General features: G+C 68.8%; 30 protein-coding genes. 10 read left to right on the top strand and 20 right to left on the bottom strand.

What is annotated here, in order from left to right:
- Positions 1 to 8 precede the first annotated feature (8 nt).
- The 9 genes from FBY35_RS18450 to FBY35_RS18410 form a co-directional block, all read right to left on the bottom strand.
- Positions 9 to 1247, bottom strand: a complete 1239-nt coding sequence (locus tag FBY35_RS18450) for a lanthionine synthetase C family protein (protein WP_142215147.1) — start codon at positions 1245 to 1247, stop codon at positions 9 to 11.
- On the bottom strand, positions 1244 to 4147 hold the full coding sequence (locus FBY35_RS18445; protein WP_142215146.1) for a lantibiotic dehydratase: 2904 nt from the start codon (positions 4145 to 4147) through the stop codon (positions 1244 to 1246). The genes FBY35_RS18450 and FBY35_RS18445 overlap by 4 nt, the downstream gene beginning before the upstream one ends.
- A gap of 86 nt (positions 4148 to 4233) precedes the next feature.
- Positions 4234 to 4425, bottom strand: coding sequence for an FxLD family lanthipeptide (locus FBY35_RS18440; RefSeq protein WP_142215145.1), 192 nt, complete (start codon positions 4423 to 4425; stop codon positions 4234 to 4236).
- Between the two features lie 65 nt (positions 4426 to 4490).
- Positions 4491 to 5696: a methyltransferase, FxLD system gene (gene fxlM / locus FBY35_RS18435; protein WP_142215144.1), complete on the bottom strand. Its 1206-nt coding sequence runs from the start codon at positions 5694 to 5696 to the stop codon at positions 4491 to 4493.
- A 472-nt stretch (positions 5697 to 6168) separates the two neighbouring features.
- On the bottom strand, positions 6169 to 6555 hold the full coding sequence (locus FBY35_RS18430) for a hypothetical protein (protein ID WP_142215143.1): 387 nt from the start codon (positions 6553 to 6555) through the stop codon (positions 6169 to 6171).
- A gap of 267 nt (positions 6556 to 6822) precedes the next feature.
- Positions 6823 to 7026, bottom strand: coding sequence for a DUF5999 family protein (locus FBY35_RS36650; RefSeq protein ID WP_142215142.1), 204 nt, complete (start codon positions 7024 to 7026; stop codon positions 6823 to 6825).
- The gene (locus FBY35_RS18420; RefSeq protein WP_142215141.1) at positions 6963 to 7574 is read right to left on the bottom strand and encodes a DUF6302 family protein; all 612 of its coding nucleotides are present in this window, start codon (positions 7572 to 7574) and stop codon (positions 6963 to 6965) included. The genes FBY35_RS36650 and FBY35_RS18420 overlap by 64 nt, the downstream gene beginning before the upstream one ends.
- Positions 7571 to 7993, bottom strand: coding sequence for a DUF6415 family natural product biosynthesis protein (locus tag FBY35_RS18415; protein ID WP_142215140.1), 423 nt, complete (start codon positions 7991 to 7993; stop codon positions 7571 to 7573). The genes FBY35_RS18420 and FBY35_RS18415 overlap by 4 nt, the downstream gene beginning before the upstream one ends.
- Positions 7990 to 8475, bottom strand: coding sequence for an ATP-binding protein (locus FBY35_RS18410; RefSeq protein ID WP_260848713.1), 486 nt, complete (start codon positions 8473 to 8475; stop codon positions 7990 to 7992). The genes FBY35_RS18415 and FBY35_RS18410 overlap by 4 nt, the downstream gene beginning before the upstream one ends.
- Before the next feature lie 925 nt (positions 8476 to 9400).
- Between FBY35_RS18410 and FBY35_RS18405 the strand changes: the two genes are divergently transcribed.
- Both FBY35_RS18405 and FBY35_RS18400 read left to right on the top strand, forming a co-directional pair.
- Entirely contained in the window at positions 9401 to 10426 is a 1026-nt protein-coding gene (locus tag FBY35_RS18405) for a hypothetical protein (RefSeq protein WP_260848712.1), read from the top strand.
- Positions 10426 to 11274: an NAD(P)-dependent oxidoreductase gene (locus tag FBY35_RS18400; protein WP_142215138.1), complete on the top strand. Its 849-nt coding sequence runs from the start codon at positions 10426 to 10428 to the stop codon at positions 11272 to 11274. Before FBY35_RS18405 ends, FBY35_RS18400 begins: the two co-directional genes overlap by 1 nt.
- Positions 11275 to 11392: 118 nt before the next feature.
- Here the strand turns inward: FBY35_RS18400 and FBY35_RS18395 are convergent, their stop codons facing one another.
- The 4 genes from FBY35_RS18395 to FBY35_RS18380 are packed head-to-tail and all read right to left on the bottom strand — an operon-like array spanning position 11393 to position 15619.
- Positions 11393 to 13777: an ATP-binding protein gene (locus FBY35_RS18395; RefSeq protein WP_260848711.1), complete on the bottom strand. Its 2385-nt coding sequence runs from the start codon at positions 13775 to 13777 to the stop codon at positions 11393 to 11395.
- Complete coding sequence (locus FBY35_RS18390; protein ID WP_142211814.1) at positions 13774 to 14352, bottom strand: hypothetical protein; 579 nt, start codon at positions 14350 to 14352, stop codon at positions 13774 to 13776. The genes FBY35_RS18395 and FBY35_RS18390 overlap by 4 nt, the downstream gene beginning before the upstream one ends.
- Positions 14349 to 14690: a hypothetical protein gene (locus tag FBY35_RS18385; protein ID WP_142211813.1), complete on the bottom strand. Its 342-nt coding sequence runs from the start codon at positions 14688 to 14690 to the stop codon at positions 14349 to 14351. The genes FBY35_RS18390 and FBY35_RS18385 overlap by 4 nt, the downstream gene beginning before the upstream one ends.
- Positions 14687 to 15619, bottom strand: a complete 933-nt coding sequence (locus tag FBY35_RS18380) for a conjugal transfer protein (RefSeq protein ID WP_142211812.1) — start codon at positions 15617 to 15619, stop codon at positions 14687 to 14689. Before FBY35_RS18380 ends, FBY35_RS18385 begins: the two co-directional genes overlap by 4 nt.
- 702 nt (positions 15620 to 16321) lie before the next feature.
- Between FBY35_RS18380 and FBY35_RS18375 the strand changes: the two genes are divergently transcribed.
- From FBY35_RS18375 to FBY35_RS36640, 8 genes are all read left to right on the top strand, one after another.
- Positions 16322 to 17776 (top strand): hypothetical protein, encoded by a 1455-nt coding sequence (locus tag FBY35_RS18375; RefSeq protein WP_142211811.1) that lies wholly within the window; start codon positions 16322 to 16324, stop codon positions 17774 to 17776.
- Positions 17773 to 18405, top strand: a complete 633-nt coding sequence (locus FBY35_RS18370; RefSeq protein WP_142211810.1) for a hypothetical protein — start codon at positions 17773 to 17775, stop codon at positions 18403 to 18405. Before FBY35_RS18375 ends, FBY35_RS18370 begins: the two co-directional genes overlap by 4 nt.
- A 236-nt stretch (positions 18406 to 18641) precedes the next feature.
- A complete protein-coding gene (locus FBY35_RS18365) occupies positions 18642 to 19292 on the top strand; it encodes a hypothetical protein (RefSeq protein ID WP_142211809.1) in 651 nt (216 codons plus the stop codon).
- A 193-nt stretch (positions 19293 to 19485) separates the two neighbouring features.
- Positions 19486 to 19680 (top strand): hypothetical protein, encoded by a 195-nt coding sequence (locus FBY35_RS37205; RefSeq protein ID WP_260848710.1) that lies wholly within the window; start codon positions 19486 to 19488, stop codon positions 19678 to 19680.
- A 43-nt stretch (positions 19681 to 19723) separates the two neighbouring features.
- On the top strand, positions 19724 to 19957 hold the full coding sequence (locus tag FBY35_RS37200; protein WP_260848425.1) for a hypothetical protein: 234 nt from the start codon (positions 19724 to 19726) through the stop codon (positions 19955 to 19957).
- Entirely contained in the window at positions 19948 to 20244 is a 297-nt protein-coding gene (locus tag FBY35_RS38040; RefSeq protein ID WP_222123087.1) for a DUF6336 family protein, read from the top strand. Before FBY35_RS37200 ends, FBY35_RS38040 begins: the two co-directional genes overlap by 10 nt.
- 200 nt (positions 20245 to 20444) lie before the next feature.
- The gene (locus FBY35_RS18355) at positions 20445 to 21248 is read left to right on the top strand and encodes an MBL fold metallo-hydrolase (RefSeq protein ID WP_142211808.1); all 804 of its coding nucleotides are present in this window, start codon (positions 20445 to 20447) and stop codon (positions 21246 to 21248) included.
- Between the two features lie 362 nt (positions 21249 to 21610).
- Entirely contained in the window at positions 21611 to 21823 is a 213-nt protein-coding gene (locus tag FBY35_RS36640; protein ID WP_222123086.1) for a DUF6336 family protein, read from the top strand.
- 118 nt (positions 21824 to 21941) lie between these two features.
- Here FBY35_RS36640 and FBY35_RS18350 read toward each other — a convergent pair whose 3' ends face one another.
- From FBY35_RS18350 to FBY35_RS18320, 7 genes are all read right to left on the bottom strand, one after another.
- Positions 21942 to 22844, bottom strand: coding sequence for a replication-relaxation family protein (locus FBY35_RS18350; RefSeq protein WP_142211807.1), 903 nt, complete (start codon positions 22842 to 22844; stop codon positions 21942 to 21944).
- Positions 22845 to 22932: 88 nt separating this feature from the next.
- Positions 22933 to 23190, bottom strand: coding sequence for a hypothetical protein (locus tag FBY35_RS18345; RefSeq protein ID WP_142211806.1), 258 nt, complete (start codon positions 23188 to 23190; stop codon positions 22933 to 22935).
- 357 nt (positions 23191 to 23547) lie between these two features.
- The gene (locus tag FBY35_RS18340) at positions 23548 to 24264 is read right to left on the bottom strand and encodes a hypothetical protein (protein ID WP_142211805.1); all 717 of its coding nucleotides are present in this window, start codon (positions 24262 to 24264) and stop codon (positions 23548 to 23550) included.
- 127 nt (positions 24265 to 24391) lie between these two features.
- Positions 24392 to 24736, bottom strand: a complete 345-nt coding sequence (locus FBY35_RS18335) for a hypothetical protein (protein WP_142211804.1) — start codon at positions 24734 to 24736, stop codon at positions 24392 to 24394.
- Positions 24737 to 24777: 41 nt separating this feature from the next.
- The gene (locus tag FBY35_RS18330) at positions 24778 to 25077 is read right to left on the bottom strand and encodes a hypothetical protein (RefSeq protein ID WP_186356836.1); all 300 of its coding nucleotides are present in this window, start codon (positions 25075 to 25077) and stop codon (positions 24778 to 24780) included.
- Positions 25078 to 25222: 145 nt separating this feature from the next.
- Positions 25223 to 25798 (bottom strand): hypothetical protein, encoded by a 576-nt coding sequence (locus FBY35_RS18325; protein WP_142211803.1) that lies wholly within the window; start codon positions 25796 to 25798, stop codon positions 25223 to 25225.
- Between the two features lie 217 nt (positions 25799 to 26015).
- The gene (locus FBY35_RS18320; protein WP_222123085.1) at positions 26016 to 26246 is read right to left on the bottom strand and encodes a hypothetical protein; all 231 of its coding nucleotides are present in this window, start codon (positions 26244 to 26246) and stop codon (positions 26016 to 26018) included.
- Between the last annotated feature and the right edge of the window lie 126 nt (positions 26247 to 26372).

The following is a 26372-nucleotide window of genomic DNA, read 5'->3' as shown; positions in this document are numbered from 1 at the left end:
CGGGGTGTTCACGCCAGGGTGAGGAAGGTGTCCCAGTGCGGTCCGGGCGTGCTGCCCGTGCCGAGGGTGTGCAGGGCGAGGGCCGCGCCGGCGGCTCCGTCGAGGAGTTCCGGGTCGTGGTCGTCCTGGTCGAGAGCTGTGATCAGGCGGTCGGCCAGGCGCGGCAGCTCCGCTGTGATGGCGGTGTTGCCCGTCTCGGTGGCCATCCGCCACGCCGCGTGCAGCAGTCCGGCCGTGCCGTGGCACAGCCCGATCTCGGGAAGCTTGTCCAATTGGAGCGGTTCGCGCAGGGTCGCGAGGATCGCGTTCTCGGCTGCCTGAACGCGTGCCGGGTCGCGGAGCGCGAGTCCGGCCAACTGCTGGGCGCGGGCGGTGCCGCTGACGCCGTAACACCAGGAGGACCGAGGACGAAGGTTGCGATGGACGTGCCCGTCGCTCGCCTGCTCCATCGAGATCAGGCCCGGCCACCACGGGCCGGTCTCATCACCTTGGCGCCAGTGGTCGGTCCAGGCACAGATCCGTTCGATCGCGTCGACCATGCCGGGCACGGCCAGATCGCGCAGCAGAGCCAGAGACAGCACGGACAGGGCGGAGCCGATGCCGTGGGAGAGCCCGAAGTTCCCGTGCCCCTGGGGGTAGTCGGCGCTGGGTGCACCGGTAGGGGCGACGTTCATCCACCACGGCGGCAGTCCGGCCGGATCGGGCATGGGCTCGGTCAGGCGCACCAGGTAGGCCAGGACGTCCCGGGTGATCTCGTCGTGCGGGTGGCGGCTCAGGTGGTAGGCCCCCAGCCCAGACAGGCCCTGGATCAGGTCGAACTCTTCCATGGGGGGCCGCTCGGCGCGGTCGATGCGCCGGTGGGCCTCGGCCAGGCGGGTCCGGGTAACGGTGAGGGTCGCCTCGTCCAGGTGTCCCAGGACACGCAGGTACCGGCTCGATGCCGTGGCCGCGCGGTGCGTGATGAACGCGAGGGCCGGCGCGCCGAAGTACAGGCTCGCGTTGGCTGCTGCGCTCACTTCGCCGTGCACGGCCGTGGCCAGCCAGGTGTGCGCGGTGTCCCAGTCGCCGCGGCCGGTCCGGGCGCGCTCGATGTGCAGCAGAGCGATGCCCGAGGCTCCCCCGGCGAGCGACTGCGGCCAGGAGCGGCCGCCGTCCGGCCGGCCGCCGGGCCACACGGCGCGGGGGTCGGCCAGGGCGTGGGCCAGTTGATCGGCGGTCGACAGCGCGGCGGGGGCTGTCGTGGTCACGGTGTCCTCCTTGCTCGTGCCGTCCAGCTCAGGGCGGCGGCTCTGGCCAAGTGCAGGTGGGCGCGTTCTTGGGGCAGTCCCGGCCCGCACATGCGGACATGGTGGAGATGCAGCAGGTCCGCGAGCAGGTCCTGGGGGCGCGTCGCCCCGTTCTCCAGCGCACTGCGGAAGGCGGCCAGAGCCACGCGGCGTGCGGACCAGGCCGTGGTGACGCGCTCCAGGCCCGCAGGGGCCGCGTTCACCAGGCCGACGGCTTGGCGATAGACGTGGCGGGGCGGCGGGGTCCTCTCCGTGCGGGTGTGGTCAATCAGCCAGCGCATCGCCTCGGCGTGTTTGCCTAGCAGGCCGACGGCGATGTCCACCATGCTCGCGGCAGTCAGCGCGCGCGGGTCGGGTACGTTCTTCCCGGCCTGGACGGCGAGTTGAGCCAGGGCGGCGGCGGTGTCGGCGGCGAAATACGCCTCGGCTGCGTCGATGGCTGCGGGGCCGCCGAAGCGGCAGGTCTCCGGGTGGTAGGTCTCCACGCTGGCGTGGGTGATCAGGCCTCTGTGCCGAAGCTGCCGGGTCCACTCGCCGACCTTCTCGATGGCGGAGCCGAGGGTGCCGGGCGCGCAGGTCAGACGGACGCGGAGGTGATCCTCGGGGTCTCGGTAACGAACGAACCACCAACGAACTCCGCCCAGTTCTTCCAGCAGGGTCGGCAGGTGCCGGGTCAGGAGGGGGTTCTGCCGGTCGCGGTGCCCGTGGAGCTGGAGGTAGATGCGGTTGTCACAGCCGGGCAGATGGCCGTGCTCGCGGCTGGCAACGTGGCCCCGTCCCACGACAGGGGCGATGGCTTGGTCTGCTGCGGCCAGGGGGATGACGACCTCGTGAGCGCGGCCGCCGGTCCATCCCAGGTCCCTGGGCTTGGGCGCGGGGCGCAGCGTCACCTTGCCGTCTCGGTCCAGGTGCGTACGCAGCAGGGCCCGGTGTGAGGGCTCCGCCAGGTTCAGGGCCATGCTGTGGTCGGCCTCGCTCAGGTACACCCTCACGGGCAGATGAACATCGCGGCGCCATTGGGTCAGGGCTTCGTCCCACTGCGGCCATGGTGCCGGCGCGCTGGGCAGGTCGTCGCTGTTGAGGTTCCAGCGGGCCGGGGACAGGATTGTGCGCCCGTAGCGCAGCGCAGGGAGGAACGGCAGGTTGGAGGCGGCGCTGCCCCACATGAACCCGGTGCACGGGACGGCCAGCGCGACGGGTGCCTCGATCAGGAACCGTGCCAGCGGATGGGTGTGGTGTCCCAGATCCACGGCGTTCAGCAGCAGCGTGTGCACCGGGCGGCGGCGGGAGAGCGAGACCAGGTGCAGTCGTTCGGCGTCGGCGGTCACGGCCAGATCCGTCACGGGAATGAGGCTCGTGTCCGAGCCCTGGTAGTCGCCGAGTGAGATGACGAGCTCTGTCGCCTGAGGTGCGCGTGCGACGTTCTGGGCGCGTACGTACAGCGGGGTGGTGCTGATCTGGGCGACGAGCGCGTCCCGCTGTACGCCGGGCAGTCCGGCGTACACCTCGGTCATGCGATCGCGGTCTTTAGCGTCGAGCACGCCCAGGAAGCGGCCGGTGGTCGCTCCGGCCGAGCGTGCCACCCCGACGACGTGCAGTGTGAACTCGCCCTGTTCCAGTGCCGGAACGCTCGCGGCGTGGATGCGGACGGTCACCTCGGTGCTTGGCTGCACGGGGTGCCCAGGATCTGTGGCGGCCAGTTCCTCGAGCGCGGCATCGTCGAGCTGGACTTCGAGGCGGCGCCGCATCCCGGCGGCGTGAGCGAGCTTGATGGGTCGGCTGTCGCGGTCGGGCAGCGGGGAGGGCGCCTGCGCGGTGGTGGCCCCGAGATAGCCGCACGGGTATCCGAGCGCGTCGACGGCGTCCACGACGGGTACGACCGCCCTTGGCCCGTACCGCTCAAGGAACCGGCTCTGCCACTCGGTCCATCCGGTCAGCGCCGCAAGGGGTGCGAGGCGGGTGAGCGCCTTGGCTGCCGCTGCCGCCTCCTTCGCCACCGTCTTGGGGACGACCAGATCCCAGTCCACCCGCAGGTCGAGCGCGGGCTTGGGGGCCTTGCGTAACTCTGCTGCCTCAGCGGGCGCGAGATGCTGCGTGTATGTGAGGAGGGCGGCGAGCGGGTCGGTGACCGTCATCGCAGGGCGGAGGCTGGTGATCAGGAATCGTTGCCTGACAAGGCCGGCGAGTAGCTTCGCGATCGCGGCGAGCGGCGCGGTCGGGTAGCTGGTGGAGAGCTTTGCGGTGAGGTCGCTCCACAGGATCGGAGTCCGCGCGCTGTCCAGGGCTTCGCGGACCGGCTCGGTCACGCGCATCTGCACGTGTTCGGGAGCGCCGTCGCGCTCGCCGCGTGGGCGGTGCTCGATCACCACGTACCCGTCGTACTCGACGGTGAGGTTGGAGGTGAGCAGCATGAGATGGGGCCGCAGTCCGCTGTGCTCCTCGAACCGGTCGATGAGGGCCGTGGTCCATGCCGCGTCGGGCCTGGCGGCTGCCTGGTGCGCGGTGCCCACGCGCAACGCGGGGGCGGACGCTATTCGCGCGGCCGCGACCCCGGCGAACAGACCGAACGGGGTGGCGCGCGTGCGGGCGCGCAGCAGGTAGCGCAGCACGGACAGCACCGCGCGGCGTACGTCAGGGTCCGGCAGCGGTCGGCCGGCACAGATTTGGTCCACTCGACTCGCGAGGTCCGGGCTGGCGGCTGTGACGGCGGCCGCGAAGTCGGCCGTCTGCCAGGTCTGTTGCAGCCACGCCCGCCACGACGCTGTGTTCGCGGACGGTCCGGTCAGCTCCGGCCAGACCACCTGACGGTCGGGGCTCCACGCGGCCGCCCGTACCACTGCTGCATCAACGTACCGATACACACACACCTCCTGTGGCCATGCGGTGCCCGGCCGCGCCCATGGGTCAGGCGCGGCCGGGCACCGCGATAAACGCCGGTCCGGTGCTGCTACGGGCAGCTCACGCACGCGGTCGCGCACGTCGAGTTGCAGCCGTCGCTCGTCAGGCGGATGAGCTGGTCCGCGGCGGGGCCGCCTTCGACGATGGTGATGTCCAGGTCGAAGTCAGCCAGGCCGGGCGCCTGCTGGTCTTCGCCGGCCAGCTGCGCAGGAGCAACCGGGCGCTCCAGCTGAACGGTCATGTATGCCTCCATGGGGCAGTGGGCTGATGGTGCAAGGTCCCAGGGCCCGAGAAGGCCCTGGAGTCTTAGTGCCAGGACACCGTGACGATGCCGTGGCGCTTCAGCACGGCGTCCTGGGGCAGGGAGGACGGGGCGGGGCCCGGCAGGTACCGGAACGTCGCAGCTCCCCGGCGGCGGTGGTCTTGGGCCCAGCGGCGGAGCAGGTCCACGTACTCGTCCGCGAGGGCTTCGGCCTGCGGACCGTGGGCGATTACGCCGCTCTCGAATCCGCCGGTGTCCTCGTTCTCACGGCGGGTGCGATAAGCGATGCTGTCCTCGCCGACCAGGGCGGGCACGCCGTACAGCGCCGAGGGCTCCACGAGCCCCTGCTCGACGATGTGCTCAGCCGCGTGCAGCCGGGCCGCGCGCGGAAGGTTGAGCGAGAGGTACAACTCCAGCTCGTCCGGCAGGTCATAGGCTGCCCCGGACCAGCGCTCCAGCGTCGGGGTGTCCAGAGCCTGGTTCAGCGCTTGGCCAGCGAGACGCACCCGCACGTCATCGGTCTGCACAGCAACGCCATCACGCAGCATCACCTTGCGCTCCTCGGCGGCGCCGTCGCCCTGCATGGGCACGAAGCGGGCCAGGCAGTAGGAACGGCTGAGCAGGTCCCCGCCGTCGCGGTCGAACGCGATCGAGCGGGTCGTGCCGCGGGACGTCAGAGGGACGACGAGCCTGCCCTTCTCGGCAAGCTCGCTGATCCACGACGGAGGAATGTCCCACGCGGCCGCGGTGACGATGATCCGGTCGTACGGGGCCCCGTCGGGAACGCCTGCCTCGCCGTCGGCGAGTACCACCTTCACCTGGCCGTACCCGGCGTCGTCCAGGCACAGCCGGGCGCGATCGACGATGTCGCGGTCGATGTCGACCGTGGTGACCGTCCCGTCGCTGCCCACGAGTTCCTGGATGAGCGCGGCGTTGTAGCCGCCGGAGCCGATCTCCAGGACCTTCATGCCGGGCTCGATGTCGGCCTGCTCCAGCATCACGGCCTGGAGGTGGGCGGCGGACATGACGCTGATGTCCAGGCCGTCCTCGTCCTTCTTGACGGGCACGGTGCGGTGGAGGTCGTAGGCGAGGTCCAGGGGCGCGTCGGGTGCGAACCGGTGACGGGGCACTGCGGCGAAGGCAGCGGCGACAGGCTCTGACGTGATCGCGTCCTGGTCACGGAGCGCGCGGACCATGCCCGCACGCAGCGCGTCGGGATCACGAACAGTCGAGCCACCAATAGCAGTCATCCGATTACCTGTTTCTGTTGGGGTTTATTGTCGGAGTGGTGCATGACTCCTGGCTCCCGACTGCTACGCACCGGGGCCAGGACATCCGGCTGTGGACCTTGCCGACGACCCGGTCGCCCGCGATGGTCATCGCGGGTGTTGGCCGGGTAGACGCGGTAGACCGGGCCGGGGCCGCCGCGAGGAGACCGACCGCGCTGGGCGGGCAGGTCGGCGTCGCGCCCATGTCCCTCGGGGGCGGCTAAAGGCCCTATCTGCGCACCGCGCTGGTGCCCTGCGGCTTCCACGTTGAGGAGGCTATTCACCGGTTGCCTTTCGTGAGGGGCCGCGCGCCGAGGGTGGCTGAGACCTTGCCTTTTGTGTCCCGACGCGGGGTTTCCCTTCGCGGGGACGGGGGCGTGAAGCTGTCGCCCCGCGCCGGGTCTTGCACCACCCAACGGGCCGGGCCGAAGCAGCCGGCCCGCCGGGTGGTCATCTAGGCCGCGGCGCGAGCCGCGAGATTGTCCAGGTCGACGGCGGCGCAGCCCTGCAGGACGACGACATCGCGTGCTGCAAGGGTCCATCGGATTCTCGGGTCGCGGTACGCCACGAACGTGAGCTCCGCGCCGTCCTCGGGTGGCAGCGGCTGGGGCGTCTTTGGTTCGTGAACGATGTCGGCGACACCCCATGCGGGGGCGTACTCCACCAGCGCCGCCACACAGCCCTCCCGCAGATGCGGGCAGTCCCGCATCGCTTCGGACGCACACGTCTCGTGGATGGGCGGCATGGCCGTCTGCTCGCCCTCACGGATGGGCCGCCCGTCCGTGTCGCGCATCAGGAAGAGGTGCCGCTCGGTGCCGCGGCCCAGAGTGGAGCACGCCACAGACCTGACACAGCATGTGATTCATCGCCTGCCGCTGGCGCAGCGCGTGGACCTTGGCGAGGAGCGGCCTGCCGACTCCGCGTACAGCGGCCATCCGGACCCGCAGCGCGCCGTCCCTTCGATCGGACCTGCTGCACTCGTCCGCATAGCCGATACCGTCGCCGTCGGCACCACGCCGCAGCACGATGGTGCCCGGACGCGTCTTCTCGCTCGACCAGGGCGCGATGAAGGGCACACGAAGGCCATTCCACAAGAACTGGCGCTGGCTCATGCGGCCGCTTTCTGAGCGGCAGGGATGGGGCGGTGGGGCGCCACCACGCTGCCGTCGGGCAGCAATCCACCGGTGTCCTCGAAAAGGGGGAGGCCGTTGCACAGCAGCGACCAGCCCTGATCGTCGTGGCGCGCGATCACCGTGGCGGCTTCGCGATCGGGCGCCTCAGTTGTAGGACAGGGGGGAACATGCCGACACATGTGCGCTCTTCCTCTCGGGCGTGCTCGTTTGATGGGGAGGTGGGCCCTCTTCGGCGTTCTACGAAGCTGCGGGGGAACGGCTCCGGAACGCCGAAGAGGGGGTCATGGGCCGCGGGCAGCGGCGGCGGCAGCGCGGCGCAGAAGTCGGCGAAGGCGATGTCGCTGTCGCCGTAGAAGCGGCCCCGGGCTACGTCGTCCCAGCAACTGGGCGGTGTCTCGCCCCACTCGACGATGTGGCAGGCATCCCGGTAGGGCGACCAGCGCAGGCGCGGCGACGTGAAGCCGGGACGGCCCTGCAGCAGGCCTCGCACGGCCAGGCCGACGGACAGGCTGGCGGTGGAGAAGTAGCCGCCTCGGCGTCGGCCGCCGGCCGGGACGGCCAGGAGAGGAATCCGGAAGACGCGAATCGCAACGCTCTGGTCAAGGACCGAGACGTCTGCCAGCCGATGCCTGAAGGTTTCGTAGTCGTACGCCTCGCGCGCGGGCAGTACAGCGATCGTCAGTGGCGGAAGCTCATGCTGGCTAAAACGAGCAACGCGAGCGGTCACGGCATGTCCTCCAGCAACTGGTCAAACACGTCCTCAACAGCCATGGCCAGTCGCCGAAGGTGCGCGCGGGCAGGTAAGAAGTCCCCGGGAAACCGCTCCACCAGAAGTTCGCGAGCGCGCCCGATCGTGTCAGGGGCTACTCCGACATTGGACGCCTCCGCCATCCCGAGAATCCTCCGGAAGACCTTGTGTAAACAGGGAGTGAGCAACTTGACTTCGTCCCCCGTCAGTTCGGCACGTTCGCCAAGCACGGATTCGAGGTCGTCGAATACGGCGTCCAGCGCGGGGATTTCGGCCGAGTCTTGAAGGGCCACTTCCCTGAGTCTGGCCAGCACTCGGGTCCGGGTTCCGACGTCGCCCGAGTACCGTCTGACGCTCGCAACAGCGATCACTGGAGCCTCGGTCACAGAGACGGTCATCGGCTGCTCCGCGTGGTTGTGGGGATCGTGAGGGTGCACCAGGTCGTGGTTCCGTCGGGACTCACGCCCCAGCTCGCGGCGACAGAGGCGACGATGAGCATGCCGCGGCCGCTCTCTTCATCCGGGTCGGCTTCGTGGACGCGGGGCCGGCCAGGGGAACCGTCGTCTACCTCGATCACGAGCACGTCCATGGCGAGGAGGAATCGAAAAGCGACTTCGCCGCCCGTCCCATGCCTCAGCGCGTTCGTGACGAGTTCGCTGATCAAAAGTTCAGCGCTCTCGACGAGGCACGGGAGTCCCCAGTGGCGCAGCTTGGCGGCGCCAATCCGGCGAAGGCGTCCGACCCACTGTCCTTCGTACTCCGGCATGGGTTCGCCTTCCGCTCTAGCCCCGCGCTCGATGCGCAGGGCCAGGTCGTCGCGCACGCTCTCGGGGGTGAATGCCGGTCGCTCGGCGAGGCTCTCGGCGGATCCAGCCGTCATTGCGCTCCGCCTCCCCTGGTATGCCCTGCGAGTGGATTGGGAAGGCCGGCGGGGCCCAGGTCCTGCTGGTGTGCGTTGGTGACGAGCTCGCTGATCAAGAGCGCCGCCGACACGGTGACCATGTCAAAACCCCGGAAACGCAGTGAGGCGCAGGCTAATCGGCGGATCTGGGCCACGCGGCGAGCATCCTCCGGTCTGGTTTCCTCCCCGGAGGATGGCCGAGTGCATGCGAAGGAAACGACCTGCTGGCCAGACGCAGCCCTCCGACGACGAGCGTTGTCGGCGCGGCAGGGTGCCATGGTGGCGGTCATGGCCGAGACCATCGAGTTTCCCCTCGTCAGCCATCCGTACGTAGTTGAACGGAAAGTGATTGGCAGATCGGTATCTGTGACGGTGGAGTGGCAGTCTGGCTCGGGCACCAGGACTTAACGAGTGCCATAGCTGTGTCTTGTTGTGCCGTCTTCTGCCTTAGTTGTGTCTTCTTCTCGCATGGCGCTTCCCGAGCGCCAACGCCACTGTTGGGCGCCGCAGTTGCTGTCTAGCGTGGGTGGCAGCGCAATCACGAGCCCAAGAGGTGGTCATGGAGCCGACAGATCGGACCCTCTTCCAGTTACTGATCAACGAGCGCCACTGGCAGAGCTACGAGGTGTTCCGGCAGCGGTACGAGAACGCCGCGCGAGAGCTCGCCAGTCTTGAGGGCCCGACCGGTCTGGCCACCGCCACAATTGAGCGGCGACAGTTCCTTCGGTGGGCCCACGGCGAGATGAAGGGGCTCCCCAGGACAGAGGCCAGGCGCATCCTTGAGTACCTCTTCCGCCCGACTCCGATCAGTGCGCTTTTCGCACCGGCAGCGCAGGCGGCTGCCCGGCCCGCTCTCGCCGTTGGCGATCCCGCAGAATGCGGGGCAGGAGTGCAGAGCGAGTACGTGCCCGAGGATGTGGTGATGGCAGCGGCCAACGAGTCGGCCAGCTTTGCGGCCAGGGTGGAGGGCAGCAACTGCGGCCCACACACCATGGAGCAGTTGGAGGCGGACATTCGGCGGATAGTGATCACCTATCCGAACCGTCCCGTGGGGCCGCTGTTTCACGAGGTCAGGGACCTCCGCAACCGCTCCTTCGAACTTCTGGAAGGCCGCCAGGCCCCACATCTCACCCGAGATCTGTACGTGGCCGCCGGCGTGCTCTGCGGTGTGCTGGCGAACGCGAGCTTCGACCTCGGGAAATACGTCGCCGCCGAGACGCAGGCTCGTACGGCGTTCATGTGTGGTGAGCTCGCCGGACACAATGGCCTGCGAGCTTGGGTTCGTGGGTTGCAGGCTCTGATTGCCTACTGGGACGGCCGCCCCGGCGACGCGGTACGGCTTGCAGAAGCCGGCAGTGGATTCATGCCCGAGCAGGGAACGGCTCACATCCGGCTGATGAGCATCAAGGCACGTGCTCACGGCCAGCTCAACCAGCCGACCGACGCACTCGCCGCCCTTCTCGAAGCCGAGGCCATGCGCGAGCGAGTCACCGCCGGCGACGATCTGCCCGGCGGGATGCTGTCCTTCCCTTTCGAGAAGCAGCTCTTCTACGCCAGCAGCACCCATCTGTGGCTCGGTGGAAGCGAGCACCTTGGCGATGCTGAAGCAGCCGCAGACGAAGCGGTCACCATTTTCGAGTCAGCTGCTCCAGAACAACGTCGGCTCGGCGAGATGTCACTGGCCCGCATGGACTTGGCCATGGCTCGCATGGGCCGTGGAGACCTGGACGGCGCCGCACACCAGGTGCACGCCGTGCTTGAGGTCAATGCGCGGCGCGGCACGGAAAGTGTCAGGAAGCGGCTCGGGCACTTCACGCGGAACCTCGCCCTCCACCCCGGGGCCAAGGCGCCGACGGCGATCGGACTGCGCGAGGCTCTCGCCACCCATCACGAACGGCACGCCCTCGAGCTGCCATCCGGAGGCATGTAGTGACCACGGTGACCCTGCTCCACCCCGGCTCCATGGGCGCACCACTTGCCGCTCAGGCGGTGCTGTCCGGCCATCGGGTTCTGTGGGTTGCCGAAGGCCGCAGCGATCTCACGCGCTCGCGAGCCGAGAAGGCAGGACTCATCCCGTGCTCGTCGCTCGGTGAGGCCTTGGCGGCGAGCGAGATCGTGCTCTCCGTCTGCCCACCGCAGGCCGCCGAGAGCGTCGCGGCCGCGGTGGCGACGCACGAGTTCGAGGGCACGTATGTGGATGCCAACGCGATCAGCCCGCAGCGAATGCTTCGGACCGCGGAAAGAATGGCACCCGGCTGCGCAATCCTGGACGGTGCGATCATCGGTCCGCCGCCTGGCCAGGGCCGGCGTGCCCGTCTCTACCTCTCTGGAGACCCCCATGTCGTTGGCTTGATCGGTGAGTTGTTTGAGAACACGGAAATCGATGTCAGGCGGGCTGGCGCAGAACTTGGCGCGGCATCGGCACTGAAGATGGCTTTCGCCAGCTTCCAGAAGGTCGCCCGCACCCTCGCCGGCGTCTCACACGCACTCGCCGAGCAATACGGAGTGGCTCACCTTCTGACCGCGGAAGCGAAGGTCATGACGTCCGAGATCCTTTCCGACCCGGGCTACCTGCCGAGTGTCGCGGCGCGAGCCTGGCGATGGGCGCCAGAGATGGGCGAGGTCGCGGAAGCATTGCGTGCGGCAGGCCTGCCTCCACAGATGGCCGAAGCGGCGGCCGCGGTAATGCAGCTCTGGGAGAAAGACAAGGACCAGAACGATCTCCCGCTCGCCGACGTGCTCGCCCACCTGCGAAGGACGGACCTCGGGCACCAATGATCACTGGCACGCCCGATCGGGCGAACGGCCCCGCGAAACGCCCCTCGGGCCAACCGGCGGGTGACCAGCCACGGGTCGCTGCATCGTGCGGTCTGCGCCCGGGGAGTATGCGCGGGCCCTAGAAGGGCGCCTCGGTGCTGTCGTGCCGGGCGTCGGCCCAGCTGGCCTCCCGGACTCGCAACCGGTAGTTGCAGGCGACGGGCGGGGTGTCGAGTTCGTCGAGCATCACGATCAGCGCGTCTTCGTCGACCAGTTCCACGGTGATGTAGGTGCCGCAGGCGCAAGGGGCGATGAGGGTGAGGACGTGGGCCAGGTCGCCATCTTCACCGAAGCCCTCCTCGCGCCTGGTGTAGTGGAGCCACCATCCGCACTGTCCGTCGGCGGAGCCGAGGTACGTAACTGCGGAGGCCGTCAACCGATTCTCGGGCAGCTTCAGCCCGGTCGTGGTGATCACGATCATGTCGGATGTGCTGGAGGCGTCCAGCCGCACCGGCGGCAGCGTCGGGTCGAACACCATCCGGGCCAGGGAGTTGGTGGCCACAACACGGACGAGTCCGGCGAGGGTGGCGGCCGCGTCCTGCCGCTTGCCGGCCTCGCTCGTGGCCATCTCCTCGAGGACCTGAAGCACGCGGTGCATGGAAGGGGCATCGCTGGCGGCGGCCTGCTCGACGGCGTGGTGCAGGACCTCGCCGCTGGTGCTCATCGGGCCGATGCCGAGCTGGAGGGTGAGGTAGGACAGGGCGTAGTGGCGGCCCTCGGGTCCGTTGAACATGCGCAGCGGGTCGATCGACACCTCGGCCTTGGCGGCGTCGATGATCTGGACGCGGCCCTTCGCGGCCGTACGGGCAAAGGTCGCCCATTCGCGCACGGGGGTGCGGTCGATGCAGATCGCGCAGCCGCCGCGCGCCCACACCGCCTCCGCGATCAGCTTCTCCAGGACGCTCTTGCCTGCCCCCAGGTCCCCGACGATCCCCATTGACGCGGACGCATCCACCTTGGGGGCGTCCGCAACGTTGATCGTCACGGGGCGCGTCGTGCCGCAGTCCAGGTCGATACCGAGGAACATCCCGTTCGGGTCACCGACCTCCGAGGCGGTGAAGGCCCCGCCCAGCGCCCAGTCCTCGGAGACCTGATGCTGGGTGAACTCCCGCACCACTCCGGGCCGCACCGTGCCGGGCAGCCCCAGGGTGAACAGGGCCTCCTGCAGGCCGGCCGGGCGCACCGCCCGGTAGTCGGCCCCGCCGAGCAGCGCGGCCAACGCCCGGGCCCGCGCGTCGCAGACGGCTGCGGTCGGCCCCCACACCGTCAGCACAGTGACGGACTGGACCTCGACTTCGACCGAGGTGCGTGAGAGGCGGGCGTCCAGCTCGCCCAGGTCGCGGGCGGCATCGGTCAGCGAGGCCGGCATCCCGGTGGGCCGGGCCTCGTACTGGTCGGCCTGGTCGATCAGTTCGTTCTTCTTGCGCCGCACCTGGTCGCGAGCCTTCTCTGCGGGCACCAGGGCGAGGTCGACGGTGTAGTCGACGGGGAAGTCCAGGGTTTCCAGCTGGGCGAAGAGGTCGGCCGAGTCCTGGCTGACGGCGGGTGGGCATTCGGCCAGCGCCAACTGTGCCTGGTAGCCGGTGCCGGCGTCGGCTTCGACCTGCAGCCAACGCCGCCTGAGGGGGGAGGCGCTGTTCAGCCGCCACCAGGCCTTGCGCCCCGACCGCGTGATCTGGCCTGCGCTGTTGAGGTTCTCCACGTTGTCGAGTGCGGGGTTGATGCCGCCTTCCTGCAGGCGCACTTGTCCGAGGTCGGCGTAGCTGGGGGAGCGCAGTACGCCATCACGGACCTGTCCGCCGTACAGATCGCTTGCTTCGGCTTCGGCCAGCAGGGGTTCAGGCAGGCCTCGGTGGAGGGCGTGCTGGACGATCCACACGATTTCTGCCGGACGGGCCGGACGGAAGGCGGCGCCGCCGGCGAGCGCGGCCTCCACCCGGGCGGCCTGCTCGCGGTAGGCGCTCACCTCATGGCGCGTCACCGGCGCCGGGCGCATGCCCAGCATCGGGGACAGCTCCGCCCACATGGCCCCGAGCGACGCCGACACCTGAAGGCCGGCTGTCTCGGTCTGCAGCGGTACGGCCAGCCACAGCGTGCGGCGGTGCATCTCCTGGCCGTCCAGCAGATCCAGCGTGGCCTCGACGTTTTCCACCCACGGGTGCGGGCCGTCATCCGGTGCGGTGTCGGCCGGTTCGATGCCTTCGATCATGCGCAGGGCGACCTCGCCCGGATCGATCTGCGCACACAGCCCGATCAGTCGTGGCGCGCCGGACAGGGAGCGGATCAGGTGGGTGATCCTGGCGAGCTGTTCGTCGCGGACCGCGGCGGGCACGTACGTGCCCTGGACGGTTTCCTCGCGGCGGCCGCGGGCGTCCGGGCCGGGGTGCAGTCGGTAGAGGGCCCACACGCTGCCGTGCGTCGACCAGAGAAGGTGTCCGGCGATGTGCCGGATCGGGATCCTCACCGGACACCACCGCCCCGCTCGGCGAGTGCGAGCAGCTGCTGCATGCCCGACACCGGCTGTACCGGCGCCGCGGGAGCAGCCGTCTGGGTGCGATGGCGGGCGGAGGAGGGAACTGGGGCGGGACTTTGGCGCGGTGTCCGGTCGGCAGGCCGCCGAGCCGCATGGGCCGGTGTGGCCGCCGTGGTGGGGGTGAGTGCGTCCTCGATCGTGAAGCCGCCGAGCAGCGGGCGGGGAGCACGGTCGCGGGCGGCTCGCCCGCCGATCCGGCCTCCTCGGGGCTGCCAGCCCAACAGCACCCAGCCCAGCGCCGCCTGCATCGGTGCGCGGCCCCGGATCTTCGGGCGGCGCACCGCCCAGATCGCCAGCAGCCAGGCCGCGATCGGTACGGGCCCCATCCACGACCACCAGCTGATGGTCTTGACCAGAAGGAAGCCGCCGCCGACGGCGACCGCGATCTGCGCAGGGGTGTACGGCCCGAGCGGGATCTTCCAGTCCGCCACCTTCCCCAGCACCCAGGGATGGCGGCGGGCCGAGGTGTAGAAACGTCCTACCCGTCCGGCGGCGGCCGCGCTCACAGCCGGCCTTCCGCACCTGCGGAGTGCTCCCGCATGACGGGATCGGGACCACGGACGATGCCGGGGACGGCGGGCGCGCCCTTGGCCGGGTTCTTGACCTCGTCCTTGAACATGTTCGCCAGGTCTTCGCGGGAGTTGTACAACCCCAGCGCGATGATCATCAGCAGCAAGGCGCCGATCCCGGCCTTGAGGCTGAACTTCTGGATCATGATGATGACGACCAGGCAGACCAGACCGGCCTGCAGACCCTTGGTCGCCCAGTCCTTGAACATGTTGATCCACGAGTCGCCGAGGTCGTCGAGCTGCCCGGCGAGCATCAGGCTGTGCACCGTGTTCACCGGGCACCCCCCGCCTGGGCGGTTCCGGACTCCAGCGCCGCGACTTCCCACCGGCCGGAGCGGGCCTTCAACGCGACCTCGTACGCCAGCGGCCACCGCCCGCCCTCGTCCCGGGCTTCCACCTGAACGAGGATGCGGACCTCGGTGCCGTCGGCCGGCACCTGCTCGGCGGCCGCCGCCTCCTCGACAGCGAGTACCTGCTGCACCGCGACCGTCGTGTACGGGGCGGGGGAGACGGCCGACACCTTGACGCCGGGCGCGAGGTAGCGACTGACCTCCCCGGCACCAGTCAGGTACGCGGCAAGGAACTCCCCGACGGCGGAGGACAGATCACCCTCCGGGACGCTCACGCCATACGGCGGCGTCGGCGCCGCGGCCCTGGCCGGGCCGGCGACCACGCCGGGCGCACCGGTCACCGTGAACGAGGCGCCTGCGCGGTCCGCGGCCACCGGTACGGCGTAGTACCGCACCGATCCGTCGGCGTACTGCGCGGCCACCGTCACCGACCAGGTGCCGCCCTCGCGCTGCGCACTGCGCACCGTGGTCACGGACTGAGGCTTCGACTGCGCATCCGTGGCTGGGTCGGGCAGTTCGACGTCCGGCGCCATCGACTGCGCAAGCCGCGCCTGCGCACTGGTGGCGTCGTCCGCGCTGCTGCGCAGCCACGCGCTGACGAACAGCTGCGCATAGCCGCCCGGGTCGGCGGCGTGCGCCGTGGTGCGCACGGCGGTGGGCTTGGCGGCGGCGGCCGTCTCGACCGTGGTCGGGGTGGAGGTGATGGCGGCGGCCAGGGCGACGGGTCCGGCTGCGATGACGGTCCAGACCGCCAGGCGTGAAAGGCGTACGCGGCGCCGCATCGCCTCCAGCCGGGCGCCCGCGACCATCGGAGCAGCGGTCTCGTTGCCTGAGGCCTGCTTGCCAGGAGACATGGTCAAACTCCCAGGTCAGAGTGTGTGATTGCTGACCTTGAGAAAACCCGGCGACCCCGACCTGACCACCGACCACGAGACCCCGACCACGGTCACGATGGGGATACGAAGCTCATGGTCGGGGTCATGGTCGGCCCGACCACGGGCCCGACCACGGGTTGGCCGTCGGTCGGTGGGAGCTCAACCTGTCGGCCACCAGTCCCCGGCCGGCGAGCGCGGTGACGCTCACATGCCATACCGCGGCTGGCCCCGTACGCCGTTGCGCAGACGGACGTTGCCCGGCTGCGGCAGGCGCCTGCGCATTGCGGCACCCGGCTTTGAGCATCAGGACATCGGGCGCCGTGGGCGGGAGTGCGCATCCGCTCTCCGCAACCTGACTGCGCACGAACCTAGATCGGTTGCGCAGATCGATTGCGCACCGCCCGGCCGGGGCTGCGCATTCGGCCTGCGCAACCACATGTGCGCCGGTGCTGGGGACGCGTGGCCCGACCGTGACCCCGACCACGGCAGCTAGAGGGCTGTGTTGCCGGATCGTGACCGATGGTCGGGGCTGGTGGCCGTCAGCCTGGTCGGGGTCGGCGGGTGAGCTGAGGGCATGGAACTCGCGTACGCCTCCGCACCCGTGCCCACCGGCCGCCCCACCCCGGTGGGCACGGTGCACTTCCGTGGCCACTACGCACGGCCTGCGCCAGGGGCAGGGCGATGAGCGGCTTCGGGGCCGGGGTCCGCCGTGGGGTGATGGCGGCTGATCAGTTCACGCAGATCGCCAACGGGTTGTTCCGTGACAGCCGGATCTCGTACAGGGCGAAGGGGCTCTTCGGTTACATCAGCACGCACCGAAACGGCTGGCTGGTGACCATCGCCGCGCTCGTCGCCCTGGGCCCCGACGGACGGGATGCAGTGCGGGCGGGGCTGAACGAGCTGGAGAAGTGCGGCTATCTGGTCCGCGATCGCCTGCGCCGCCCGAACGGCACCCTCGGAGAGATCGCTTACAGCATCACCGACTGCCCCGCCGCCTCGGAGGTCCCGCTGATCGCCCCGGCATCGGCACCCGCCTTCCAGGAGCCGGGCAGCGACGCAGGTTTCGGCGCGGGGATCCGCCGGGGGGTGATGGCGGGAGATCAGTTCACGCAGATCGCCAACGGGTTGTTCCGCGACAGCCGGATCTCCTTCAAGGCGAAAGGGCTCTTCGGCTACATCAGCACCCACCGGGACGGCTGGCAGGTAACCGTCGCCAACCTGGCCCGACACGGCCGCGAACGCGTAGACGCGGTGACCACCGGCCTGGAGGAACTGCAGAAGCACGGATTCCTGCTGCGCGAACGCGACCGCAACGCCGACGGCACCCTCGGGCAGGCGCTGTACTTCATCACCGACCTGCCTGCCCTGCAAAACCCCAGCTCACAACCAGAGTCGGGTAATCCAGGATTGGCTGAGCCAGGGTTGGCCGATCCCGGCACTAAGAACACCATCAGTAAGAAAACCAACAAGCAGAAGACCCACCCCCTCCGTCCGTGCGACCGCGGCGACGCCGCGCGCACCAACGGAAGGACGGGCCCCTCGGACGCGACAGCGTCCCTGGCACCGCCGCCTCCGGCAGACGAGATGCATCCGGGAATCCGGCTGCTGCTGGAGATCGGGGCGAGCCGTCCTGAACTGCTGCTGACCGGGAAAGCGCTGACCGATCAGGGCCGCGTGGCGACCGTGATGATGGACGCCGGCTGGAGCCCCGCGCAGCTGCGCCACGTCATCACCGACCGCCCCCTGCCGACCCCGGTGCGTACCTCGGCCGGTGCGATCATCGCCGCCCGGCTCCGCGCCGCCCAGGCCTACCCGCCGCCCGCCATCGCAGCGGACCACCACGACGCGCCCCCGTGGGACGAGCCGTTCACGCCGGCGACAACCGAACGCTCATCGACAGCGTCCGCCGCCCGCACCGCGACCGAGGCCCTGACCTATCGGGCCCTCGTCGAATGCGCCGGCTGCGGCGTTCCCGGAACCGCCCCCGGCGAAGACCTCTGCCCGGCCTGCCTGCGCTGGCCGCTGTGCCAGACGTGCCCTGGCCCCACACCGCGGCGCGCCCACCCCGACGGTGACGGCAGCTGCACCACCTGCCATGCAGCGCTGACCCGCGAGAGCGAAGGAAGCAGATCATGACGGACACCCTGCACACTCCACCGCCTGCCGCCACGGCCCCCTTGCGGCCCTTCGCCCACGACCCCATTCGGTGGGAGGCGGAGCGAGACCGCGCTCTGCACACCGGGAATCTCCCGTACGACGACGCCGGAGCCTCCACCACGGCTGGCGAGCCCTGCCTGGTCCACGAACGCACCGGATGGGGATGGCTCGCCTGGACAGTTCCCGCCGATGGCAGCCTGCCCGAACTGCCCTATCGCATCGGTGTTCTCCCGCCCGCCGCGACGCATGCGGACAGTCTGGCGGTGCGCTGGCTCACCCGGCGGCCCGCCCGGCGCATCGGCCTGGCGGCCTCGATCCCCGGGTCGCTGCGCTACGCCGCGGCCCTGCTGGCTCTCGTCGGCTGCGCCGCGGCCCTGTACGCGATCGTCCACGGTGTTCCCGTCGGAATCGCCCTGCCCCTGGCGCTGCTGGCCCCGCTGCTCGCCGAGGATCTGCCCGACCGGCTCGACGTCCGCGCCCAACAGCATGTCCGGATCCTCCGAGACCCGTCCGCTGCCCGGTACTTGCACGCCTGGCCGCCGCGCACACCTACGTCCTCCATGCTGCCGACGGCCGTGACGGCTATGAACCGCGTGCCCTGGGGCTGACCTTCGACGACTGCTGCGTCACCTGCCCCGCTTCAGGCGAGGGCAGGGCGCGGCACCGGCAGGCGAACCGGTGCCGCGCCGGGTGGGCGGGCGGGCTGCACCAAGAACGAGCACCGGATCGACCACCGCATCCCCGGTCGTGGTGCCCAGCGCGTGGCGCTACGCCGGGGAGTGACCCTGCTCAACTCTGACCCACCGACGACCAGATGTCAGTGCCTCTTGGCACTATTGCGATCATGAGTCACAACATTGCGTACTCCACCGCCGACAAGGCCGACGTCCTGGCCTACCTGGGCAGTAACGGCAACCTCTCGGGGGACCAGCGGCGCCGCCTCGACGGCATGCGCAAGGACGCCCGGGCCCTTCAGGATGATCTCGACCGCCAGGGCGTCGACTGGGGCCTGTCCATCCCTGACGCTCTCGATCACCTCATCGCCGGGCGCACCGATTCGGACGCGGAGTGTGCGGGCAACGCGTACAACTCCGCTTTGCAGCACATCATCGATCACAACGCTTCCGACCCCTCCCAGCTGGGCACCTACTCCAAGCCCTCGACGTTCTTTGGCCTGGTGGACGATGAGATGCGCCGCCTCGGCGTGCCGGCCGACCTCCTGCCCCACGGCTACTTCTACGGCGGGCTGCCCGACGACTTCCCCTACGTCCCGTACTCGATAGACGGCTACCCGGCTATTGGCCACCTGCCGCTGGCCAAGACAAAGCCCGCCGCCGACGCCTACCGCGCCGTCCTGGATCGGATGGACCCGGACTTTCGGTACGACGTCCAGGAGCTCATCGACAAGCTCGACTTCGAGCACAATGAGTGGGAGTACGCCACGAAGAACGTCGACTGGTACACCCAAGACACCCTCTTCTTCAAGCTGACGTGACCGACCATGGGAGGGCCGTCGGGCCAGTCCCGGCGGCCCTCTTGACATATATGGTCGCCAACTTGGGGTACCGACTTCCTTGTCGCATCAGGCTTGTCTCTGCGCTCGCCCGTGCCTTGAAGGGGCTGACCGGTCGATCGCTGGTGCGGGCGTGGACCGCGAGTTCCTCACCAGTCGTGGACGATTCGGAGTTATGGCTGACATCTATGAGCTCTCGATCGTCCTGAACCTCGGGGAAGATCTGTCCAACGAGGAGGTCGCAGAGCTTCGGTGGCATCTCGGGCTGGGCCCCAAGCCGGAGATTCTCCACATCGTGCCGAGTTTCCGGTCGTGGTGGAGGACGACCGCGGCGAACTCGTCACAGAGGACGATCCTGTGCCTCTGCTAGGCCGACACGGCCAGGCCTGGAGAGTGGACGAGCACTCGTCTCAGTGCTGCTGCGTCCGGAGGACGCCGGTTACGGGTCGTGGGCTCTGGCCGTTCGGCAGGAGATCCACCCCGACGAATTCGACCGCACTGGTGAACTGCTCAGCTGGCTGGCTACCAAAGTCGATGACCGGCACCGTCCCTCCACCGCTACGGTCCAGCTGGGCTGGACCAGGTTCTGCGAGTCGGACCGGTTCGAGCCCTTGGTGGTTCGAGACGGCGAGGTCGTGTGGCCGTAGTCCTGGCGTCGCCCCAGCCTGAACAGCGGACTGGGAAAGGATCACGGGAAACGATCACTGCAGACTTTCGTCACCCGGAGCAGCGCATTTCGTCGGTAGCCCCGGATGAGGATGGGGTACGTCTGCCGCGGCTGCTCTTCAAGGACGTGGTGGTGCGAGGGGCGGTGCAGGGAATCGCCGTCGTCGTCCTGCTCTTCGTGGGAATGGCGTTGTGCATCTCTAGGAACAGCAGATGTGGATGGGGTTGGGAGGCGGTTGGTGGCCTCTCGTCGCCTGATTGTCGATGAGAATGACGGCACAATCTGCGCGGGAGGCAGGCTTGTGGTCCTGAAGAAGTACGCGCGTGTCAATTGAGACGGAAGCGGCCGACGCCCGAGCCATGCACGAGGTCAAGGTCTGTCAGTTCTGCGATGCGCCCACGACCTGGAGTGAACTCCGGGGCAACCCGCCTGGTCGTGGGCCGCCCGCCGGTGGCACTATCTGTGGGATGCCCCCTTCCATTCAGGTCGGCCCGTACACCGTCATCGCGCTCGCCGACGGCGCGGGCCCCTTCTTCTCCCCCAGGTCGGAGGCGTTCCCCGGCGCCACCACCGAGCAGTGGGCGGCGGCCGACCAGCTCGATCCCGGCGCGCTCGACGCCGACGGGCGCTGGCGGCTCCAGTTCCGCGCGTTCGCGATCCGCAGCGACCAGGGCGTGACGCTGGTCGACGCGGGGATCGGCCCGGCCGACAGCCCGGCGGCCTCGTGGGCGCCCGTGCCCGGGGCGCTCCCGGCTTCGCTGGCCGCCGCGGGTATCGAACCATCCGAAGTAGACACCGTGGTGCTCACGCACCTCCACACCGACCACGTGGGCTGGGCCGTCGTCGGCGGCGAGCAGACGCGGCCGTTCTTCCCGAACGCCGAATACCTGTTGCAGCAGGCCGAACTCGACGTGATCGAGGAGGTCAACCCGCAGCTGCGGTCCACTGTGATCGACCCGCTCCGCAAGACCGATCAGCTACGGCTGCTCGACGGCGACACCCCGCTGCGCAGCGGCGAGCGCGTGTTCGCCACGCCCGGGCACACGCCCGGGCACCAGAGCGTGCTCGTCGCGTCCGGGCGCGAACTGGTCGCCGTCACCGGTGACCTGCTCGTGCACGCGATCCAGCTGCTCCACCCCGAACTCGCCTACGCTCACGAGATGGACCCTGAGCGGGCAAGGGCCTCAAGGGAACAGGTGCTCCACAGCCGGGCCGCCAGCACCCTCTACCTTGCGACCCCGCACCTGACCGAGCCGTTCATCGCCCGCTGACCCACCCGGCGGGGCCGGTCATTCCGCGAGCGCGCGCAGCCGCTCGGCCGTCTAGTGCCGGATCAGGCAACCATGCCGCCGCGATGGTCACGCCGGATCGCCGCGTACAGCTCGACCTTCGACATCTGCGGCATGACCAGCACCTTTCACAAAGAGCATCCGATGCTGCCCCGGCAAGAGCTGCCATGCCTCCCAAACTCATCGACATCACCCGACCGTGGTTTTGGGCGCCTCCCAAACCCATCGACAAGTGACGTCACTACTGCTCGATAAAGCCATGGGAATGTTCACCATGACCGCGAAACGTTCCTTGCCGTGGTGGCAGGATTCTCCGCGGTGCTCGCGGGACCGGGACCGGGATCGTGTTCGGGGGCCTCTTTTGGACGGCCTACGGGGGTGACATCAGGCGGTGGCGTGACGTGCGTACGATCACCGGCCAGACAGGTTGCGTCATGATCAAGGCCCCCGTTCTCGTACGGGCCGGTGTCCTCGCCCTGGTGCTCTTCCCCGGCGCCCTCGGGCTCTACCACCTGGTCGACAACTCCGCATACGACAGCTGGCTGTACGGGAGTTAAGCCGGGACGGACGCGGGACGCCCCAGGCGATGGCCCGGGGCGTCGTGAACGCCTGCCGCTTCAGGACACCAGTCCTGGGGCGGCAGGCTGGTCACCCCCGATCGCTCGCGCAGGGGACTCACAACTCGGTCCACGGGCGAGGCTTGCCGCCGGCCAGAGGCACCCACACGGCCTGGGCGGGACCGTGTTGCTCGATGTCTTCCAGCACGGCGGCTCCGAGCCGGACTTCGCGGGCAAGGGCCGTTACGAGTGGGTGCTGGGCAACCATCGCCTGCAGATCGCTGATCCGATTGTCCAGTCTGGCCCGGGAGGCGCCGGTGAGCACGAAGAGCACGCGGGGAAAGACCGGATACCAGCGGAGCCAGGCAGGGCCTGTGGCGGCCGGCCTGCGGCGGCCGACGGGCTGGGCTTCGTACTGGAACAGACGGGCGTACTCGATCAACTTCACGGCCAGCCGCTCGCTGCTCATGGTGGTGCGATCGACTTCCACGAACGCGCGCAGCTTTCGCCGGTGTTCGCTTTCGACGGCGGTGTAGTACATGACAGCGTCGGCCACAATCCGGTCGCCTTCGCCGATGGAGTGAGATACCTCAGGGGTCCAGTCCCAGGGGCCGTGCTCGTGCCCGAGCCGGCGGGCGTCCGCGGCAAAGGCCAGATGGGCGCGCACGACGGCGAGCGTGTGCGGGGTCTTCAGCGACGCTGCCGTATCCGAGGTGATGGGGTAGGGCGGCCGCCCCCGCAGGACAGGCAGATCCCGGGTCAGGCGCGAGCCTTCCTGCGTGAGGTACCAGGCGTGGGTACGTGAGCGGTTGGCGTCCGGTAGCACCGTGCAGTCGACGAAGCCGTCGGAGCGCAGCTTGTTCAGGACGCGGGACAGCAGCTGCCGTGTGCCGTCCGGCCGCAGCATCCGGCGCAGCTGGCTGGTGGTGGCGATGCGGTGCTGGCCGAGCGCGGCCAGCACCTGGTGACTCAGGGGTTCAGCGGGGCTGGGAGCCAAGCTCGTGGCCGGAGTGCTGGTCATGCGAAATCCTTTCGACGCACGCCTGCGGCCTGGGCGCTGAGCACTGGGCGGCTCCACGCACAAGAACACGGGTCCCTCGACGTGCCGGTCACGCGATGCCGAGGCGTCGCATCGCGAGGGCGTCGTCGAGGTGGGCATCGGTCACGCTGCCGAGGTGGTCAGCCAACCGGTGATTGCCGCGAGCGGCTTCCTCGACCTGGGCCGCGCGGGCCGCAGCCGCGTCCTTCAGAGCAGTTCTCGCGAGATCGGCACCGGTGGCGGTCGGGCTGCTCGTACCGCACGCTTCGCACGACGCGCGGTCGATGTTGGGGACGCCGCAGCCGTCGCACGTCCAAGCGCTGCTCATGGGGGTCTTCCTTCCGCGGGCCGTGGCGGTCTCCGTCAGAACCTTCGGTTGCTGATGAGGAAACCCGTGGTCCCCGACCAGATCCCCGACCACGAAGCCCCGACCATGTTCACGAACTCGAAACAACCTCGTGGTCTGCACCGTGGTCGGCATCCATGCCCCCGACCACGAGGCTGCGAGGGCGGCACCTAGAAGTTCGGCGATGGCCGGTCCGCAGCAGCATCTGCTGCTGCGGGGCGCGGTGGCGAGCCACGCCATGCCGGCCATCGTGCGACAGTCGGCCCGCAAGGGACCAACGCCCGTAACCGGCTGCCGCGTTCATGGGACGGTGGGCGGATGTGCGCTCACCGCCGGGTTCTACTTCCTGGACCGCTGGGCGGCCTGCTCGAGGATGTGTCGGCGCGTCCACCGTCGGCGCCCGTTCTGGCGCCCAGCATTCTCGGCGAGCGCGTCCGGCGTTTTCAGCAGCGGCAGGTTGCCCTGGGACAGGCTGCTGGAGAAGGAGCCGACGCTCTTGTACCCCAGCAAGGCGGCCGCCTGCGTCGCTCCCAGAAGTTCGTCGGGATCGCCGTCGACGGGGACATCGGGCAGGGGCCGTACCGCTTTGGCTCCCGCTCGTCTTCCGCGGCCGGGCCGGGTGGCCATCCAGTCCAGCAGAGTCTGCACGCGCCACAGCTGCCGGCGGTAGGGGTTCTCGGCCGTGCCCAACTCTTCGACGACGTCCGGGTCGGGGAAGTAACCCGGGTGGTCGCGGACGAAGGTGGTGACCTGGTTGGAGTTCTTGTAGCCGAGGAACCGCGAGGCATCCGCCGCGTTCAGCAACTCCTCCGGGTCGCGGGAGGGCGGTGTGTGTTCCTGGAGCCTTGCCGGCGTGCGGTGGGCGAACCACTCGGTGACCTGCGCGTGGTCCCACAGGCGGGCGCGGCCGCGCATGTCCGCGATCTCGGGGAAGGGCACGCCGGCCGCGTTTTCCGCGCGCTCGGTGTAGAGGCCGCTGATGCGCGCGGGCGTCAGGCCCTGTTCAGCCGCGATCTCGGCAGCGTCGGCCAGGCGAGGCTCACGGCGCGAAGTCATGGCAGAACCATCCGTCCTGTCAGAAGTGGGCCGGCCTGCCCGGCTCAAAACGCAAATAATGGCAGGAGTTGCGGTTGGAAGTCTAGCCCGCGGTTCAAGGTTCTTCCCGGACGGCCGCGCTCACGGCTCAATCCTCAGGGATCAAGCAGACGCCACGGCGCGCGGCGTCCTCCGCCATCTCCGCGTACGCCAGGGCGGTCGGCGTCATCTCCCACTCGGCCAAGGCCAGCAACAGGATTACCTCGTCGCGGTCCTGCGATGCATCGCAGGGCATACCGGCCGTGTCCGCGGCGAACATCAGCTCCGCAGTGGCCCGCCCGCCAAGGCGCGCTGCCACACTCCGATGCAGATCCTGCAGACCCTGCTGGTACAGCTCGTTCGCCTTGCTCAGGAGCAGCGCCAGGTCCTCGCCGTGGCTGGCCGGTGCCGCCGCAGCGAGGTCGAGGATGCGCTGGGTCGTTGTCATCGTCATTGAGTATCCCTCCGACAAGGGGGTGAAGGCGGGTGTGGTGGTCAGCCGCAGCCGTCGCACATGGCGCGGCCGCTGCCGCGGGCCAGTTTGGGTTCCTTGCGGGGCTCTTCCTGTAGCGCTGCCCGCGCCTGGTTCTCGAGGGCGGTGAACTCCGGGCCGTCGTCCGGGCAGACGATGCCGGGGTCGGGCGCCCCGCAGTTTTCGGCGTGGCGGATCAGATCGGTGATTCGCCAGCCGGCGCAGAAGCTGTCGTCGCGCACCTGCTCGATCTCGGCGTACAGGGCGGCCAGCCGCGGCCGCCGGCCGAGAGTGAGCAGTACGTCGCGTTTGGAGGCGAACACGCACATCGAGCAGGAACAGCTTTACCGAACTTCTGCGCCGACGAGGCGCCTTAAGCTGTAGAGCGCACTGACCGTTGCTCAAGAGGTGAGAACGAAATTGATATCAGTTATGGCGCTCGATCAAGAGGCATGAAAATGAAGTGAGTCACCTATTTATGACACCATTGAGTGCAGCAATCGCGAATAATGTATAAAATATAATAGGTACCAAGCAGCCCAGAAGGCAAGACCGATTCATCTTCTTGGCTTCCGGTGTCACCCATTTCGCTTTTACTGTAGCGTCCACTAGGAAGCTCTGTATTGTCACTGTGGGTTCACCTTTAATGGACGCACCGCAGCGGACTGATTTCTTTCTGTCTATAAATTCTGGACCAAAGTAAATCTTGGAACCTTCGTAGCGGAAACTGCTGGCTGCGCCCTTCCCGGGAAATAGTTCTTTAATGGGAACCCCAAGGTCGACTTCCAAGGGCCTGTCGCGATCGAAGTGCTCGCTCGCCACGGCATGGCGCCCGGTGTTCTGTAGGCGAAAACTGATCATCCATGCTGAAGGGGTGATGTCCATGCACGCGTCGATGAGGCATGTCAATTGCCGTTTAGGCGGGAATAGTGCGCGCCTGCTGTAGTGGGTGGCAATTGTACTGAGGGCGGCGCCAATCCCAGCCAGTGCGAGGGTGACTAAATTGAAATCCTTGCCATCTAGCAGGTCGAATGCATGCTCCACTGCGCCGCTCCCCCCGAGTGTGCGGAGATCTACCTACTCCCAGAGCGGAAGGTATGGGTGCCGTAGCGTCCCGCCTGCTCTCCTCTATCTGGGCATGTGTCGCACGCCAACCCAATCTCCCAACTGGGAGCCGATGCTGCATCCGACCAGTGTAGGTCGTTGATTCAGGCAGGGAGATAGTTTGGCGGAAGGGGTTCGGTTATGTGCGTCTGCTGGGTCACAGATTATTTCCTGGGATGATCGGCATGCCCAGGACAACGGGCGTGCGATTGCGGGTTCGGGTGAGTCGGTCGAGCGAAGCGAGCTTGTTGCGGGCGGCTTCGAGACTGGTCTGGAGTCCTTGGACCTCGCCGAGCCAGCCGTTGGCGCGGGCCTCTTCGATGCGGTCGCCGAGGTTACGGATGATCTCTTCGCCGCGGCGGTTGGCCAGTCCTTGACCGGCAGCCACTCGTCCACAATCCGCGCCGAGTTGGTCAGCACCCTCTGGAATGGCGGGCGCTTCCTGCGGTCGGGGCCCTCGTCGCTGCGCAGGCCCATGACCTTCAGGATCCGCGCCGGGCGGCCGAGCTCGCGC

The organism is Streptomyces sp. SLBN-118 (assembly GCF_006715635.1).
Classification (GTDB): Bacteria; Actinomycetota; Actinomycetes; order Streptomycetales; family Streptomycetaceae; genus Streptomyces.
Note: the sequence above shows the minus strand (reverse complement) of the source record. Positions and strands in the feature narration are given on the sequence as shown.

Excerpts from the sequence above, each read along its gene's own strand:
- FBY35_RS36650 (WP_142215142.1), bottom strand. The coding sequence starts at position 7,026 with ATGTGTCGGCATGTTCCCCCCTGTCCTACAACTGAGGCGCCCGATCGC.
- FBY35_RS18345 (WP_142211806.1), bottom strand. The coding sequence starts at position 23,190 with ATGAGCAGCGCTTGGACGTGCGACGGCTGCGGCGTCCCCAACATCGAC.
- FBY35_RS18365 (WP_142211809.1), top strand. The coding sequence starts at position 18,642 with ATGAGTCACAACATTGCGTACTCCACCGCCGACAAGGCCGACGTCCTG.
- FBY35_RS18440 (WP_142215145.1), bottom strand. The coding sequence starts at position 4,425 with ATGACCGTTCAGCTGGAGCGCCCGGTTGCTCCTGCGCAGCTGGCCGGC.
- FBY35_RS18340 (WP_142211805.1), bottom strand. The coding sequence starts at position 24,264 with ATGACTTCGCGCCGTGAGCCTCGCCTGGCCGACGCTGCCGAGATCGCG.
- FBY35_RS18415 (WP_142215140.1), bottom strand. The coding sequence starts at position 7,993 with ATGACCGTCTCTGTGACCGAGGCTCCAGTGATCGCTGTTGCGAGCGTC.
- FBY35_RS18375 (WP_142211811.1), top strand. The coding sequence starts at position 16,322 with ATGAGCGGCTTCGGGGCCGGGGTCCGCCGTGGGGTGATGGCGGCTGAT.
- FBY35_RS18335 (WP_142211804.1), bottom strand. The coding sequence starts at position 24,736 with ATGACGATGACAACGACCCAGCGCATCCTCGACCTCGCTGCGGCGGCA.
- FBY35_RS37205 (WP_260848710.1), top strand. The coding sequence starts at position 19,486 with ATGGCTGACATCTATGAGCTCTCGATCGTCCTGAACCTCGGGGAAGAT.
- FBY35_RS18370 (WP_142211810.1), top strand. The coding sequence starts at position 17,773 with ATGACGGACACCCTGCACACTCCACCGCCTGCCGCCACGGCCCCCTTG.
- fxlM (WP_142215144.1), bottom strand. The coding sequence starts at position 5,696 with ATGACTGCTATTGGTGGCTCGACTGTTCGTGATCCCGACGCGCTGCGT.
- FBY35_RS18380 (WP_142211812.1), bottom strand. The coding sequence starts at position 15,619 with ATGTCTCCTGGCAAGCAGGCCTCAGGCAACGAGACCGCTGCTCCGATG.
- FBY35_RS18350 (WP_142211807.1), bottom strand. The coding sequence starts at position 22,844 with ATGACCAGCACTCCGGCCACGAGCTTGGCTCCCAGCCCCGCTGAACCC.
- FBY35_RS18410 (WP_260848713.1), bottom strand. The coding sequence starts at position 8,475 with ATGACGGCTGGATCCGCCGAGAGCCTCGCCGAGCGACCGGCATTCACC.
- FBY35_RS18355 (WP_142211808.1), top strand. The coding sequence starts at position 20,445 with ATGCCCCCTTCCATTCAGGTCGGCCCGTACACCGTCATCGCGCTCGCC.